11 protein-coding genes are annotated in these 15,438 nt (G+C 69.3%); 4 read left to right on the forward strand and 7 right to left on the reverse strand.

Annotation, left to right across the window (positions count from 1 at the left end; genetic code table 11):
* Positions 1–62: 62 nt before the first annotated feature.
* The 4 genes from B1991_RS07060 to mnmG all read right to left on the reverse strand — a co-directional run bounded on the left by B1991_RS07060 (position 63) and on the right by mnmG (position 7,244).
* Positions 63–1,910, reverse strand: a complete 1,848-nt coding sequence (locus B1991_RS07060) for an autotransporter domain-containing protein (protein WP_136258020.1) — start codon at positions 1,908–1,910, stop codon at positions 63–65.
* A gap of 113 nt (positions 1,911–2,023) precedes the next feature.
* The gene (locus tag B1991_RS07065) at positions 2,024–4,351 is read right to left on the reverse strand and encodes a Tex family protein (protein ID WP_136258021.1); all 2,328 of its coding nucleotides are present in this window, start codon (positions 4,349–4,351) and stop codon (positions 2,024–2,026) included.
* 143 nt (positions 4,352–4,494) lie between these two features.
* Entirely contained in the window at positions 4,495–5,277 is a 783-nt protein-coding gene (locus B1991_RS07070) for an RDD family protein (RefSeq protein ID WP_136258022.1), read from the reverse strand.
* 89 nt (positions 5,278–5,366) lie between these two features.
* Positions 5,367–7,244, reverse strand: a complete 1,878-nt coding sequence (gene mnmG / locus B1991_RS07075) for a tRNA uridine-5-carboxymethylaminomethyl(34) synthesis enzyme MnmG (RefSeq protein WP_136258023.1) — start codon at positions 7,242–7,244, stop codon at positions 5,367–5,369.
* 589 nt (positions 7,245–7,833) lie between these two features.
* Between mnmG and B1991_RS07080 the strand changes: the two genes are divergently transcribed.
* Positions 7,834–8,019, forward strand: a complete 186-nt coding sequence (locus tag B1991_RS07080; protein ID WP_136258024.1) for a hypothetical protein — start codon at positions 7,834–7,836, stop codon at positions 8,017–8,019.
* Positions 8,020–8,098: 79 nt separating this feature from the next.
* On the opposite strand, the gene pepN is transcribed toward B1991_RS07080, so the two are convergent.
* Positions 8,099–10,750: an aminopeptidase N gene (gene pepN, locus B1991_RS07085; RefSeq protein ID WP_136258025.1), complete on the reverse strand. Its 2,652-nt coding sequence runs from the start codon at positions 10,748–10,750 to the stop codon at positions 8,099–8,101.
* 67 nt (positions 10,751–10,817) lie between these two features.
* Here pepN and B1991_RS07090 point away from each other — a divergent pair, with 67 nt between their 5' ends.
* Both B1991_RS07090 and B1991_RS07095 read left to right on the forward strand, forming a co-directional pair.
* Positions 10,818–11,834, forward strand: coding sequence for an aldose 1-epimerase (locus B1991_RS07090; RefSeq protein ID WP_246031085.1), 1,017 nt, complete (start codon positions 10,818–10,820; stop codon positions 11,832–11,834).
* Complete coding sequence (locus tag B1991_RS07095) at positions 11,831–12,793, forward strand: pyridoxal-phosphate dependent enzyme (RefSeq protein ID WP_136258026.1); 963 nt, start codon at positions 11,831–11,833, stop codon at positions 12,791–12,793. The genes B1991_RS07090 and B1991_RS07095 overlap by 4 nt, the downstream gene beginning before the upstream one ends.
* Before the next feature lie 78 nt (positions 12,794–12,871).
* Here the strand turns inward: B1991_RS07095 and B1991_RS07100 are convergent, their stop codons facing one another.
* Positions 12,872–13,714, reverse strand: coding sequence for a DMT family transporter (locus tag B1991_RS07100; protein ID WP_246031086.1), 843 nt, complete (start codon positions 13,712–13,714; stop codon positions 12,872–12,874).
* 120 nt (positions 13,715–13,834) lie between these two features.
* On the opposite strand from B1991_RS07100, the gene B1991_RS07105 reads away from it, so the two are divergent.
* Complete coding sequence (locus B1991_RS07105; RefSeq protein ID WP_136258028.1) at positions 13,835–14,419, forward strand: DNA-3-methyladenine glycosylase I; 585 nt, start codon at positions 13,835–13,837, stop codon at positions 14,417–14,419.
* Here B1991_RS07105 and B1991_RS19075 read toward each other — a convergent pair whose 3' ends face one another.
* The gene (locus tag B1991_RS19075) at positions 14,420–15,433 is read right to left on the reverse strand and encodes a hypothetical protein (protein ID WP_168709597.1); all 1,014 of its coding nucleotides are present in this window, start codon (positions 15,431–15,433) and stop codon (positions 14,420–14,422) included.
* Positions 15,434–15,438 lie beyond the last annotated feature (5 nt).

Consider the following 15,438-nt stretch of genomic DNA (forward strand, 5'->3'; position numbering starts at 1 on the left):
CGCCCATGGGCGGCCTTTTTCGTGGCGTTGACCCGGCGCAGCCGGGTCGTGGATGCACCGGATCAGAGGTCGATCCGCACGCCCATGTTGACGCTGTTGTACTTCTGGCTGTTGTCGCCGAAACGCCCGCTGTAGCCGATCCAGCTCTGCACGCTGGGCGTGAGCCGGGCGGACAGGCCCAGCGTGGCGGTGGCCCAGCTCTGGTCCGGGCTGAAGCCGGTCAGGGCGAAGCTGCCGTTCATGCTGTTGAGGCCGGCGGTGACCAGGCGCGCGTCAGCCTTGCTGTCGTGATTCCAGCCCAGCTCGGCGTACGGCGACATCACCAGGTTGTTGACCTGCCACTGGCCGCGCAGGCGCCAGCCCAGCGTGGCCAGCAGCGAATCGCGCTGCTGGCGGCCGAACCACATCGCGCTGCTGTCGCTGCCGTTCTCGCTGTAGCCGCTGACCTTCACGGTCTGCCAGTCGACGGTGGCGAACGGCCCGGTCTGCAGTTTGTCGGCAAGGTCGAACCACCAGCCGCCGGTGACGCCGCCGCCGAGGTGCGAGCCGTCGGTCTTGCCGGTTTCGGTACGCTGCATCGCGCCGATGTTCATGCGACGCTCGATGTCCTTGAAGTTGGACTGGCCGAAGTTGACGTAGCCGCCCACGTAGCCGCCGCCGTTGTGGTAACCGACATAACCCAGGCCGCTGATGTCCTGCAGCTTGTAGCCGCCACCGCCGGAGAAGTCGGCGTTGTGCTGGCCGACGCCGAGCGCCACGCCGGCGGTGACGTGCTCGCCGGCGAAGTAGTTCGCGCCCAGGGTGAAGTTGAGGTTGTCGCTGTTGGTGCGCGGCGAGTTGTTGCTGGCGTCGAAGCGCTGCCGGGCGTAATCGATGTTGACGAAGGTGCGCACGTCACCATCCTTGCCGGTGGTCAGCATCTGGTCGCGCATGACGCGGTTCTGCACGGCGCTGGCTGCCAGCGGCGCCTCGCCCAGCAGCGAGATCTGCTCCGGCGCGTGGATCACCGACAGCACGTACTGGCCGAGCATGGCGTGCGCCGCGGCGGTCGGGTGCACGCCGTCGGCGAACAGATAGGTCTGGTCGGTGCCGGCCGCATAGCTGTACGGCAGGCCCGAGCCTTGCGGACCGCACTGCACCGAGCTGGAACCGACGCCGCAGGCCGGATCGGTGACGTTGCTGAAGCCGTAGGCGCCCGGGTTCGCGATCACCTCGTTGAGCAAGGCATAGGTGTTCGCCGGGATCACGTTCAGGCCGTTGTTGCTCAGTTGCGCCAGGCCGCTGTTGAGCACGCCGTTGTAGAGCACGGCGAGCTGGCTGGCGCCGGCCTGTGCGGCCGCACCACCGAGAGCGGCCTGCGGTGTCTTGCCGAGGTCAGGCAGGTTGTAGACCAGCACGTACTTCGCGCCGGCGGCCTGCAGGCCAGCGAGCACGCCGAGCTCGGTCTGTGCCGCGTTGACCGCGCCGGCGGAAATGGCGTTCGGATCGGTCAGCGTGCCGCTCAGGTAGAAGATGTCGTTGGCGCCGCCCCAGACCTGATACAGCGCGCGGGAGTCGGCTTGGCCGCCGGTCGCGCCGAGGTACATCTGCAACTGCTGGGTGATGGTCGGTACTGCGGCGACGTTGTTGACGAAGCCGGCGCCGCCCCAGGCGTAATCGGTGCCGCCGGCCGCCGATGGCGCCAGCGTGAAACCGAGGCCCGCCGCCACGTTCTCCGCCGCGGTGGTGCCCGGGTTGGTGGTGAAGCGCAGCGGCGGCTGGATCGTCGGCGCAGTGGCCAACGAAATGTTGCCGTTGTCGCTCAGGCTGTCGCCGAAGACGATGACGTTGCTGAAATCGGCGGCTGCGGCAGCCGTGCTGAACAGCATGGCGGCCGCGATGGCGCCGGCCAGATGGCGGGTACGAAGCATGGAAGTACTCCTGGGCCGGGATGGCCTTGTTAGCTGCGGGTTACGGTACGGTATTCCATACGGAACCGCATGCTGCAGCGCATCGCCGCCGCAGGCGGGACGCGAGCAGCCATTCAGCGCTTGCCGGCGCGCGCAAACGCGTCGGCGAACGCGTTGTTGGCGGGCGCGGGGGCTGGCTTGGGCGTACCGCCGCCCGGACGCGGGCCGCGGCCGTCGCGTGACCCGCCACGGGCATCGCCGCCGGCGCCCGGACGGCTGCCGCGCGCCTGTCCCGGCTCGTCGTCCAGGCGCATGCTGAGGCCGATGCGCTGGCGCGGGATGTCCACCTCCATCACCTTGACCTTGACGATGTCGCCGGCCTTCACCGCGTCGCGCGGGTCCTTGACGAAGGTGTGCGACAGCGCCGAGACGTGGACCAGGCCGTCCTGGTGCACGCCGATGTCGACGAAGGCGCCGAACGCAGCGACGTTGGTGACGCGACCTTCCAGGATCATGCCGGGGCGCAGGTCCTTCACGTCCTCCACGCCCTCGGCGAAGCTGGGCGCGACGAACTCGGGACGCGGATCGCGGCCGGGCTTTTCCAGTTCCCTGAGGATGTCGCGCACGGTCGGCACGCCGAACTTGTCGTCGGTGTACTGCTCGGCCCTGAGGCCACGCAGGAAGCCGGTGTCGCCGATGATGTTGCGCACCTCGCGGCCGCATTGCGCGATGATCCGCTCGACCACCGGATAGGCTTCCGGGTGCACCGCGCTGGCGTCCAGCGGATTGTCGCCGTGGGGCACGCGCAGGAAGCCGGCACACTGCTCGAACGCCTTGTCGCCGAGGCGTGGCACTTTCAGCAGCGCCTTGCGATTGGGGAACGGGCCATGCGCGTCGCGATGCTTCACCACGTTCTCGGCCACCGATGAGGACAACCCGGCCACGCGCGCGAGCAGCGCGGCGGAGGCGGTGTTCACGTCCACGCCGACCGCGTTGACGCAGTCCTCCACTTTCGCATCCAGCGCGCGCGCCAGCTTGATCTGGTTGACGTCGTGCTGGTACTGGCCCACGCCGATCGCCTTCGGCTCGATCTTCACCAACTCGGCCAGCGGGTCCTGCAGGCGGCGCGCGATCGAGACAGCGCCGCGCAGGCTCACGTCGAGATCGGGAAACTCCTTCGCTGCGAGCTCGGACGCCGAATACACCGAAGCGCCGGCCTCGCTCACCACGATCTTCGCCAGCTTCGTCTCGGGCAGCTTCCTGATCAGTTCGCCGGCCAGCTTGTCGGTCTCGCGCGAGCCGGTGCCGTTGCCGATCGCGATCAGGTCCACATTGTGCTGTTTGCACAGCCTGGCCAGCGACACCAGCGATTCGTTCCACTGCCGCCGCGGTTCCAGCGGATAGATCGTGTCAGTCGCCAGCAGCTTGCCGGTGGCGTCGACCACCGCGACCTTGCAGCCGGTGCGGATGCCGGGATCCAGACCCATCACCGTTTTCGCCCCGGCCGGCGCGGCCAGCATCAGGTCCTTGAGGTTGTCGCCGAACACGCGGATCGCCTCGTCCTCGGCGCCTTCGCGCACACGGCCGAACAGGTCGAGGGTGAGGTGCAGGTGCAGCTTCACGCGCCAGGTCAGGCGCACGGTTTCGCGCAGCCACGCATCGGCGGCACGGCCGCGATCGTGGATGTTCGCGCGTGCCGCGACGCGGCCCTCGCCTTCGGCGTGACCCTGCTCGCTGTCCGCGGCGGGGGCGAGCTCGAGTTCGATCACGCCCTCGTTGCGCGCGCGCATCAGTGCCAGCAGGCGGTGCGAGGGAATCTTGGCGATCGGCTCGACATGGTCGAAGTAGTCGCGAAACTTCGCGCCCTCGTTCTCCTTGCCCGCGACCACTTTCGCGCGGATCTGCCCCTGCGCCCACAGCCAGTCGCGCAGCTCGCCGACCAGGTGCGCGTCTTCGGCGATCGACTCCATCAGGATCGCGCGGGCGCCGTCGAGCGCGGCGCGCACGTCGGCGACGCCTTTCTCTGCATCGACGAACGACTCGGCGAACGTCTCCGGCGTCAGCGTGGGGTCCTCGCGCAATCCCGTCGCCAGTGGCTCCAGCCCCGCTTCGCGGGCGATCTGCGCCTTGGTGCGGCGCTTCGGCTTGAACGGCAGGTACAGATCCTCCAGTCGCGCCTTGGTGTCGGCGGCGAGCAGGTCGGCCTTCAACGCATCGTCGAGCTTGCCCTGTTCCTCGACGCTGGCCAGGATTGCCGCGCGGCGCTCCTCCAGCTCGCGCAGGTAGCGCAGGCGTTCTTCCAGCAGGCGCAGCTGGGTGTCGTCGAGACCGCCGGTGACTTCCTTGCGGTAGCGTGCGATGAACGGCACGGTGGCGCCGCCGTCGAGAAGATCCACTGCCGCGCGCACCTGTTCGGTCTTCGCGGCAATGTCGTTGGCAAGGCGTTGTTCGATGCTGAGCATGGGTGGGGGGCGTTCCTGGCGGCGGCACGATGCCGCCGAATGAAAAGGTCAAGCCGTCGATGATAACAAGCGCCCGAACATCGTCGACGCGCGAATGAAAACGGCGCCGCGGTCGGGCCGCGGCGCCGTGGGGGCGAAGCCGATCAGGCGCTGAAGGAGTTGCTCTTGTCCGCCGGGGTCGCGTCCGGCCTGAACTCGCTGGCACGGCCGTTCAGCACCAGGGTGTTGCAGAGCATGTCGTGCAGGCCCTGCTTGCGGCGCGTCCAGCCGGCCATCATGAAGCCGATGCAGATGATGAAGGCGCTGAGGAACTTGGCCAGGTAACGCAGCAGGGCCCGCCCGATGCCGATCCGCCGGCCCTCGAGGTCGGTGACCCGGATGCCCAGCGCCAGCTTGCCCAGCGTGGCCTGCCAGGGCGAGCTTTCGCACACGGCGAAATACAGCCAGGTGAGCACGGCGGTGATGATGAGCGGTGTACTCATCGTCGCGTAGTACTGGCTGTAGGCCGCCATCATCACGTGCGCGTCGCCGGGGGCCGTCAGCATCGTCTGCTTCATCGCCTCCTGCGCGGCACCATCGCCCATCGACCTCATGATCAGCAGGTTGTTGGGGATGTACAGCACGATCGCGTCAAGGATGTAGGCCGCCACCCGCTTCCAGAAGCCGGCATGGTCTTCCAGTACGGCAGCGGTGGTTTGCGGCAGCGCCTGCAGCGGGGTGGCCGGCGCCGCGTAGGGATTGTCGGCTGGCGGGCTTGCCGCCGGCACGGCGTCGCGGAACAGCACCGACAGCGGCTGCCAGTCGGCCAGGCCTTCGTACCAGGCGAGATCGTCGGGGCTGACCTTGCCGCTGCGCAACCATTCGCGCACGTCACTTTCCTTGTACGGGCCATGCCGTTCGCCGTCGCGGCCGATCCAGATTTCCATCGCGCACTCCCCGGGCTGTGTGAAGTGCGCATGATGCCACGAGTGCGCGCGCCGGCGCTTTGCCGGGAGTCGGGGGCGGGGAGGCGACCTCAGGCCGCGTCGCGACGTTTCAGGTGGACCAGCAGCAACGAAATCGCTGCGGGGGTGACGCCGCTTACGCGCGCCGCCTGGCCCAGCGTTGCCGGCAGCGAACGCTTGAGCTTGAGCAGCACTTCCGCCGACAGCCCGCGTACCTTGTCGTAGTCGAAGCCGGCCGGGATCGCGGTGTGCTCGTGCCGGCGCTGGCGCTCGATCTCCTCGCGCTGGCGTTCAAGGTAACCGGCGTATTTCACCTGCACCTCGATCTGGGCAGCCACATCCTGCCGCGCCACCGGCGGACCGAACCCCGGCACCGCGGCAAGCCGGGCGTAATCGAGTTCGGGGCGGCGCAGCAGGTCCACGGCCGAGGTTTCGCGGCTGAGGGCGATGCCGAGCCGGCGTTCAAGCGCCGCACCCAGCGCGTTGGCCGGGGCCGCCCACAGGCCAGCCAGCCGTTGCAACTCGCCTTCGACCGCCGCGCGCTTCGCGCGCAGCGCATCGAAGCGCGCCTGCGGCACGACGCCGAGCTCGAAGCCCTTTTCGGTCAGGCGCAGGTCGGCGTTGTCCTCGCGCAGGTGCAGCCGGTACTCGGCGCGCGAGGTGAACATGCGGTAGGGCTCGATGGTGCCGTTGCTGGTGAGGTCGTCGATCAGCACGCCGATGTACGCCTCGTCGCGACGCGGGTACCACGGCGCCTTGCCCTGCACCGCCAGCGCGGCGTTGAGGCCGGCGATCAGGCCTTGCGCGGCGGCCTCCTCGTAGCCGGTGGTGCCGTTGATCTGGCCGGCGAAGTACAGGCCGGCGATCGCCTTGGTCTCCAGCCACGGCTGCAGGCCGCGCGGGTCGAAGTAGTCGTATTCGATGGCGTAGCCGGGGCGGGTGATGTGGGCGTGCTCGAAACCCTTGATCGACTGCACCAGCGCGAGTTGCACGTCGAACGGCAGCGAGGTGGAGATGCCGTTCGGGTAGATCTCGAAGGTGTCCAGTCCTTCCGGCTCGATGAAGATCTGGTGCGAGGACTTCTCCGCGAAGCGCACCACCTTGTCCTCGATCGACGGGCAGTAGCGCGGGCCCACGCCCTCGATCTGGCCCGTGTACAGCGGCGAACGGTCCAGCGCGCTGCGGATGATCTCGTGGGTGCGCTCGCTGGTGTGGGTGATCCAGCAGCTCACCTGGCGCGGGTGCCCGGCGCGGTCGCCGAGGTACGAGAACACCGGCGCGGGATCGTCGCCGTGCTGTTCCTCCAGGGTGCTGAAGTCGATGCTGCGCTGGTCGATGCGCGGCGGCGTGCCGGTCTTCAGTCGCTCCGCGGCGATCGGCAGCTCGCGCAGTCTTTGCGCCAGCGTGGTGGCCGGCGGATCGCCGGCGCGGCCGCCGGCGTATTGTGCCTGGCCGATGTGGATCTTGCCGGCGAGGAAGGTGCCGGCGGTCAACACCACGCTGCGTGCGCGGAACGACAGGCCCATCTGGGTGACCACGCCGCAGACACGACCGTTCTCGATGATCAGGTCGTCCACCGCCTGCTGGAACAGTTCCAGGTTCGGCTGCGTTTCCACGAAGTGGCGGATCGCCGCCTTGTACAGCACACGGTCGGCCTGGCAGCGGGTGGCGCGCACGGCCGGGCCTTTCGAGGCATTCAGCGTGCGCCACTGGATGCCGGCGCGGTCGGCGGCATGCGCCATGGCGCCGCCCAGCGCATCGATCTCCTTGACCAGGTGGCCCTTGCCGATGCCGCCGATGGCCGGGTTGCAGCTCATCTGGCCGATCGTCTCGATGTTGTGGCTGAGCAGCAGCGTGCGCGCGCCGGTGCGGGCCGCGGCGAGCGCGGCCTCGGTGCCGGCGTGGCCGCCGCCGATCACGATGACGTCATAGTGGGTGGGGTGACGCATGTCGTTGCCCGGAGCGCGCAAAAAGTGACAAAAGAGGGCGTGATGGTAACGCGATCGGCCGATTGTCGAAGATCGCCAGGCTATGGCATGAATCATGCTGCACCCGGCATGCACTTTCATGGGCAGACGCTGCGCCAGGATCGCGCGCCGAGGTCGAGCGGACAGGGGTTCGATCGCGTACCGTGAGAGGAAGCAAGACGGCACCTTCGGGTGCCGTCGTCTTTTGTGGCGCCGGGCAGCCGCGACGCCGTGCCGATCCGGCCCCCGGAAACACGAAGCCCCGCGGGGTGCGCGGGGCTTCGTGGGGTATAGATCTGGCGCCAGGCGGTCTCAGGAACAGGGGGAATCCAGGATGACCGTATTGCCGGGCGCCAGAAAGCGAATGGGGGAAGCTTGGACTCGATCTTCGCCGGAAGCGCGTGAACGAGGGGTGACTGAAAAGGGACTTTATGCCGGGTGACGGCAACAGCTGACGCGGGACGTCAGTGTCGCGACTGGCAGGGTGGGCCGGCTGTGATAGTGATCACACATTGGCATGGGTGATGCTTGTTCATCACTACCTACCCACCGACCCCTTCAGGAATTCGCCATGGACATGAGCTTCGATTTCCAACCCGTCTACCCGCATCACGATCTGCTGGTCGAAATCGGCGAGGTCGAGATGGCGATGGATCACCTGAGCGAGTTTGACTGCGACGAGCGCGACGACCTGCAGCCGGACCTCGAGTCGCGCATGCAGAGCCTGCTCGAAGCGCTGGACCACCTGGCCATCTGAACGGTCCACCCGCGCGACGCATGGCCTCGATGCCTGCGCGGGAATGATCCGCCGCCATCCGCGTGCGTCGCGGCGGATTTCAGTGGTTCAGCACGTTGCCGATGATTTCGCCCAGATTGCGTGACAAGCCCGCACGCCCGGCCAGCTCCGCGATTGCCGCCTGCGCCAGAGCGCGGCGTCCCGGCTCCAGCCGCTGCCAGCCGTTGAAGGCGGTCGCCAGGCGCGCGGCCACCTGCGGATTGAGCGCATCCAGTTCACCCAGCCGCTCGGTCAGGAAGCGGTAGGCGGCTCCATCGGCACGATGGAAGCCGCTGGGGTTGGCGCGCACGAAGGTGCCCAGCAGCGACTGCACGCGGTTGGGGTTGTGCAGGGTGAACGCCGCATCCTTTTCCAGTCGCATGACGCGCGGCAGCGCCGCCAGGCCGGGCAGCTGGGCCTGCACGGCAAACCACTTGTCCAGCGCCAGCGCATTGCCGGCGTAGCGCTGGCGATAATCCGCCAGCGCGCGTTCGCCCTCGTCGGCTTGCCCGCGCGCCAGCACCGCGAGGGCGGCGAGTCGATCGGTCATGCCGGGCGCGTCGCGATATTGCGCCGCGGCCAACGGCAGCGCCCGTTCGCTGGCGCAGGCCTCCAGCAATTCCAGCAGGCGGCGGCTGAGGCGGCGGCTGGCCTGGCTGGCGGCATCCAGCGCGATCGAGCGGCGCGCGGCCAGCGTGCGATAGCGCTGCTCCAGCGCATCGGCGCCGAGCCGTTCGGCCAGCGTGCGTTGCAAGGCCTGGCGCAGCTGGTGGATGCGCCCGGGGTCGACCGCGCCTTCGCGTTCGGCCAGTTCGATCTCGCCCGGCGGGGTAAGCAGATCAGCCAGCAAGGCGTCATCCATGCCGTCGTCGGCGAACAGCCGCGCCAGCGCGCCGCACCACGCCTGCAATGAAGTGTCGGTGCTGCCGTCGCGCAGGTTCTCGTAGGCGCGCGCGGCCAGCAGCTGGCCAGCTTCCCAGCGGTTGAAGCCGTCGGGATCATGCGCCAGCAGCAGCGCCAGTTCGGCTGGCGTGTAGTCGCACTCCAGGATCACCGGGGCGGAGAAGCCACGCAGCAGGGAAGGCACCGGTGGCGCTTCCACGCCGGTGAAAACCAGCGCCTGCTCGGCCTGCTCCAGCACCACCACGCGCTCGCTGCCGGCGTCGGTCGCCTCGCCGGCCAGCTGCAGCGGCAGCATGCGGCCATCGCTCGCAAACAGGGCCAGCTTCACCGGGATCGGAAGTGGCGTGCGCGCAGACGGGCCGGCGTTGCCGGGCGCGTGCTGGCCGAGTTTGAGCGTGTACTCGCGGCGTGCCGCGTCATGGTGGCCCTGCGCGCGCAACCGCGGTGTGCCGCTCTGGCCGTACCAGGCGAGGTAAGGCAGCAGGTCGGTGCCGTTGGCTTCCCCCAGTGCGCCGAGGAAATCCTCCAGCGTGGCGGCACGGCCGTCGTTGCGTTCGAAGTACAGGTCCATGCCGCGGCGGAAACCGTCCGCGCCCAGCCGGCCGGCCAGCATGCGCACCAGCTCGGCGCCCTTCTCGTACACGGTGGCGGTGTAGAAATTGTTGATCTCGCTGTACTGCGCCGGGCGCACCGGATGCGCCAGCGGGCCGGCGTCCTCCGGAAACTGTGCGCGGCGCAGCAGGGCGACGTCCTCGATGCGCTTGAGCGGCGCGGAGTTCATGTCGGCCGAGAAGCTCTGCTCGCGGAACACCGTGAGGCCTTCCTTCAGGCTGAGCTGGAACCAGTCGCGGCAGGTGACGCGGTTGCCGCTCCAGTTGTGGAAGTACTCGTGCGCCACGACCGCTTCGACGTGGCGGTACTCGTCGTCGGTGGTGGAGTCCGGATCGGCCAGCAGGTATTTCGCATTGAAGATGTTGAGGCCCTTGTTCTCCATCGCGCCCATGTTGAAATCGTGGGTGGCCACCACGTGGAACACGTCGAGGTCGTAGTTGCGCCCGTAGCGCTGCTCGTCCCAGCGCATCGCGCGTTCCAGCGCGTCCAGCGCGTAGCCGCAACGGCCGATCGCGTCGGCCTCCGCCCAGATCTTCAGCTGCACGGCGCGGCCGTCGGCGGTGCGGTAGTCGCGCGCGAGGTGCTCCAGGCGGCCGGCGACCAGGGCAAACAGGTAGCTCGGTTTCGGATGCGGATCGACGAAGCGTGCCCAGTGCCGGCCGCCCTCCAGTTCGCCGGCGCCGGTGGGGTTGCCGCCGGCCAGCAGCACGGGGAAGCGGGCGCGGTCGGCGCGCAGGGTCACCGTGTAGGTCGACAGCACGTCGGGGCGGTCGGGGAAGAAGGTGATGTGGCGAAAGCCCTCGGCCTCGCACTGCGTGAGCAGGAAGCCGCTCTCGCGCGGGCCTGACAGGTACAGCCCTTCCAGCGCCGTGTTGGCGGCCGGGCGCACGCGGACGCGGGTTTCCAGCATGCTGCCGTCGCGCGCGCCGTCGATCTCCAGCACGCAGCCGTCGTAGCGGTACGCCTCGGCGTCCAGCGCGCGGCCATCGAGCGCGATCGACAGCAGCTGCAGGTTCTCGCCATCCAGCCGCAGCGGCAGGGACTGCGCCGGATCGCGACGCAGCTGCAGGCGCGCGACGATTTCGCTGGCGTCGATGTCGAGCTCGACCTCCAGTTCGATCGACTCGACCCGCCAGGCGGGCGGCTGGTAATCGCGCAGCCGGATCACCGGACTGGCTTGCTGGGGAAGTGCGTGCATGAGCGGAACAACGTGGGAAGGGGATGGATCAGGCTAACATGGGCAGGTTCAACCGCAGGAGAATCCGGTGACTGCTTCCGGCTTGACCCGCTACGGCGTGGAGCGTTCCCGGCTGGGTGCGCAGCCCGTCGTGACGCTGCACGACCGCGCGGGAAACCGCCACGTGCGCGTGGCCTTGCACGGCGCTGCCCTGCTCGGTTTCGAGGTGCCCTTCGGCGACGGCCTGCACGACCTGGCCGACGGCTACCGCGATGCCGACGAGGTGCAGCGCCGCCCCGGCTCGCGCTTCGCCATCATGGTGCCGTTCGCCGGCCGCGTCGCCGATGCACACTACTGGTTCGACGGCGTGGCGCAGGATCTCGACCCGGGCGCGAGCGGCAGCGAACGGGCCAGCCGCCACGGCTTCGTGCGCGACACGCTGTTCGACCTCGACCGGCTGGCTGCCGACGATGCGGCCGCCAGCGTGCGGCTGACCACCGCGGCGATTCGTCCGCGCCCGGGCTACCCGCATGCGATCGACCTGGCGGTCGAGTTCACCCTGGATGATGCGGGCTTGTGCCTGGATGCGTGCATGGAGAACGTCGGCGACAGCCTCGCGCCGTGCTTCTTCGGCTGGCATCCGTATTTCCGCCTGCCCGGTGGCGGCCTGGTCGACGACTGGCCGTTGCAGATTCCCGCGCAGACGCTGATCCGCACCGGTGCCGACCTGATCGCGCTGCCCGGTGACGCCGCCTACGTCGCGCTCGACGATGCGCCGGCGCTGGATTTCCGCGAACCGCGGCGAATCGGCGACAGCATCCTCGACCAGGGCTACACCGACCTCGAGGCCGACGCCGATGGGCGCATCCGCACCCGCCTGGGCGATCCGTCGCGCGGCTTCGCCCTAGCGCTGTGGCAGGAGCGCGGCGTGATGCACGCGTTCACTGCCGATACGGTCGCGCGCGATGCGCGCCGCGCGGTCGCGCTGGAGCCGATGGAATGCATGGCCGATGCATTCAACCGGCCCGAGTGGGCCGACGCGATCGCGCTCCCACCCGGCGCCACGCGCCACTTCCGTTGCGGGATCGAGGTAACCGGCACATGAGCCAGCTCAACGAAGTCTTGCCCGACCTGTCACAGATCCGCGCCGCCGCCACGCGCATCGCGCCGCACGCACGGGTGACGCCGGTGATGTGCAGCCCGGCGCTGGATGCGCTGAGCGGCGCCAAGCTCTATTTCAAGTGCGAACACCTGCAGCGCGGCGGCGCGTTCAAGTTCCGCGGCGCCTGCAATGCGGTGTGGTCGCTGGACGAGGCGCGGGCTGCGCGCGGCGTGGTGACCCATTCCTCCGGCAACCACGGCAACGCACTGGCGCTGGCCGCGGCCACCCGCGGCATCGCCGCCCACGTGGTGGTGCCCGAGGGCGCGGTGCGCGCCAAGCTGGCGGCGATCGAACGCGCCGGCGCCACCCTGCACCGCTGCGCGCCGACCCAGGCCGCGCGCGAGGCGATGTGCGAGGAGGTGCGCCGCGCCACCGGTGCGGAGCTGGTGCATCCGTACGCCGACCGCCGGGTCATCGCCGGGCAGGGCACGGTGGCACTGGAGTTGTTGCAGCAGATTCCCGAGCTGGATGCGCTGATCACCCCGGTCGGCGGCGGCGGGCTGGCCAGCGGCGTGGCGATCGCCGCGCACGGCATCGACCCGGCACTGGCGCTGTTCGGTGCCGAGCCGCTCGGCGCCGACGACGCGGCACAGTCGATGGCGCACGGCGAACGCGTCACCACGGTGGTGCCCGACACGGTCTGCGACGGCCTGCGCGCCCTGATCGGCGAACGCAACCTCGATGCGCTGCGCACGCACCATGTCGAGATCATCACCGTCAGCGACGCCGAGACGATCGCGGCGATGCAACTGCTGTGGTCGGAATTGAAGCAGGTGGTGGAAGTCTCCAGCGCCACCGTGCTGGCGGCGATCCTGCAGCAGCCGGCGCGTTTCGCCGGTCGCCGGGTCGGCGTGGTCATCACGGGCGGCAACGTCGACCTGCAAGCCTTGCCCTGGTCGTAGGAGTCCGCTCGCGGGCGATGCTCTTGTGCTTGCGAATCCCGAATCCCTGCTCCAACAGCATCGCCCGCGAGCGGGCTCCTACCGGCGGGGCAAACGCACGCCGCTGACCGCGAGCAGGCCCAGCAGCACGAACACGATGCCGGTCGCCTCCAGCGGCGACGGCTGCTCCTGCAGCAGCCACCAGGCCAGCAGCACGCCGAGCACCGGCACGCCGAGGCTGGATACGCTGGCCACGGTGGTGGGCAACCGCTGCAGCACGATCGACCACAGCCACCAGGCCGCCGCTGACGCCAGCACCGCGCTGTAGGCGAGGCCACCGACGAAGGCCCAGTTCCACACCAGCGGCCGCTGCGGCATCGCCAGCGCGAACAGGCCCAGCGCAACGCCGCCGGCCAGCATCTGCCACGCCGTGAGGCCGAGCACGTCTGGTGCGTGGCGCTGGAACAGGCGCTTGCTGAGCACGGTGCCGGCGGCCCAGGCCAGTCCGCCGAGAATGGCCAGCAAGGTACTCATGATGCTGCCCATCGGCCGCCAGGGCTCGATGATGCACAGCAGGCCGATGGCTGCCAGCGCCAGGCCCAGCCAGTGCCGTGGCGTCGGCTTGTCGCGGAGCAGCAGCCACGCCAGCAGCACGGCCCAGAACGGCATGGTGTAGGCGAGCAGGGCCACGTGGCCGGCGCCGCCATCGAGCAGCGCCCATTGCTCCAGGCCCTGGAACGCGGCGGTCTGGCACAGGCCGATCAGGATCGTCGGGCCCAGCGGTGGCGGCCGCAGCGAGCGCCGCGACAACAGCAAGACCGCAAACAGCACCGCCGCGCCGATCAGGTAGCGCAGCGCAGCGAAATCGAACGGGCCGGCCCAGGCCAGCACCTGTTTCATCACGATCCAGCTGTAGGCCCACAACACGATGGTGACGAGCATGGCCAGCACGGCGCCGCGCTGGGGTGACGGGGAAGGCGGCATCGACATGGGCCAGAAGAGGGGCGACAAGTGTAATGGCGTCCGTTACGGTTCGCGGATCGACAACCACGTGAAGTCGCCATGGGCAAACGCGCCGAACCGATTCGTTGCAGCTGGGCCACCGCCGGTGACGCCTTGATGTGCGCCTACCACGACACCGAATGGGGCGTGCCGCTGCACGACGATCGCGGCCTGTTCGAGTTCCTCTGCCTGGAAGGGGCCCAGGCGGGGCTTTCCTGGCGCACCGTGCTGGCCAAGCGCGCGCATTACCGCAAGCTGTTCCACGATTTCGAGATTGCCCGCGTCGCCGCGATGAGCGACCGCGAACTGGAGAAGGTGCTGCTCGACCCGGGCATCATCCGCAACCGGCTGAAGGTGTACTCGGCGCGCGACAACGCGCGTGCCGCGCAGGAGGCGATCGCGGAGTTCGGCAGTCTGGACGGCTATTTGTGGTCCTTCGTCGAGGGCCGCACCGTGGTCAATCGCTGGCGCGTACCCGCCGAGGTGCCGGCCAGCACCGCCTTGTCCGACCGCATGAGCAAGACGCTGAAGAAACGCGGCTTCCGTTTCGTCGGCAGCACCATCTGCTATTCGCTGATGCAGGCCACCGGGATGATCGACGATCACCTGACGGCCTGTTTTCGGCATCAGGCCACGGCGCGCTGATCAGTCCGACAGCGCCAGCACGCAGTCGTCCGCGCCATAGCTGCGGCAGCACACCGCGAAGATCGACAACTCGCGGCCGCCCAGCACCGGCGCCAGCAGGCCCTCCAGAAAGCCGCTGAAGAAGATGCAGCCGGAGTGGCCGGGTTCGCCGCACAGCGGGCTGTGGCGAATGTGCAGCTGGCTGCCGTCCTGTTCCACCTCCACCAGCGCGCGCAGCGCCGGCGCGCCCAGCTGCGCAATCGCCTGCTCCAGGTTGAGCTGCCCGCCCGCCGCCGGTTCGCGCTGGGCGAGCCACGCGCCGATGCGCCGGCCCGCCAGCGCCAGCGTGGGTTCGCGCGCCGCCTCGGCGACCGCGTGATCCAGCTGCTGCAGCCGCGGCATGATCTGCGGGTACTCGGTGGCCAGTGTCGCCAGCAGCTTGTCGATGGCCGGCTGGTCAGGTTCGAGCGGGACCAACTCCACGAACGGAGCCTCCGCCACCACGACGGGCGCAGGCGCCACCGGAGCCGGCGCTGGTGGTGGCAGGATGAATTCGAGATCCGGCTCGGGCGCCGGCCGCGCGGCGACCGCAGGCGGAGGCGCGGGTGCCGCCGTCGGCGTGACCAGCCTGACCGGCGCGACCTGGTCGAACGCGGAGGCGGCCGGCGCCGTCGCGGCCGCGGGCGTTGTCGGCGCCGTCGCCGGGGGCGCCTCCGGCACGGGTGGTGCAACCGGAAGGACGGGCGGCACGTAGGCCGACGGCGCGCGCGAGGCAGCGAAGTGCGCGCGTTCCTCGCCCTCGGTGACCGGCTCCAGTTCGAAACTGATGATGCGCTCGTAGGCGTCCAGCGCCGCCGCCAGCGCGCGCTTTTTTCGCGGCGGCCCGCGCACCACCATGGTCAGCAGGATGCCGTGCGGATCCTGGACCAGTCGTTGCCGCTGCAGGCTGAAACCGCTGGCCAGCACCAGCCGACCCACTTCCATCAGCAGGCCCTCGCGTCGCTCCGACAAGGCCTGGATTTCCAGCTCGATCATCAGGC

The sequence above is a fragment of the Rhodanobacter lindaniclasticus genome (assembly GCF_004799035.1).
Lineage (GTDB): Bacteria > Pseudomonadota > Gammaproteobacteria > Xanthomonadales > Rhodanobacteraceae > Rhodanobacter > Rhodanobacter lindaniclasticus.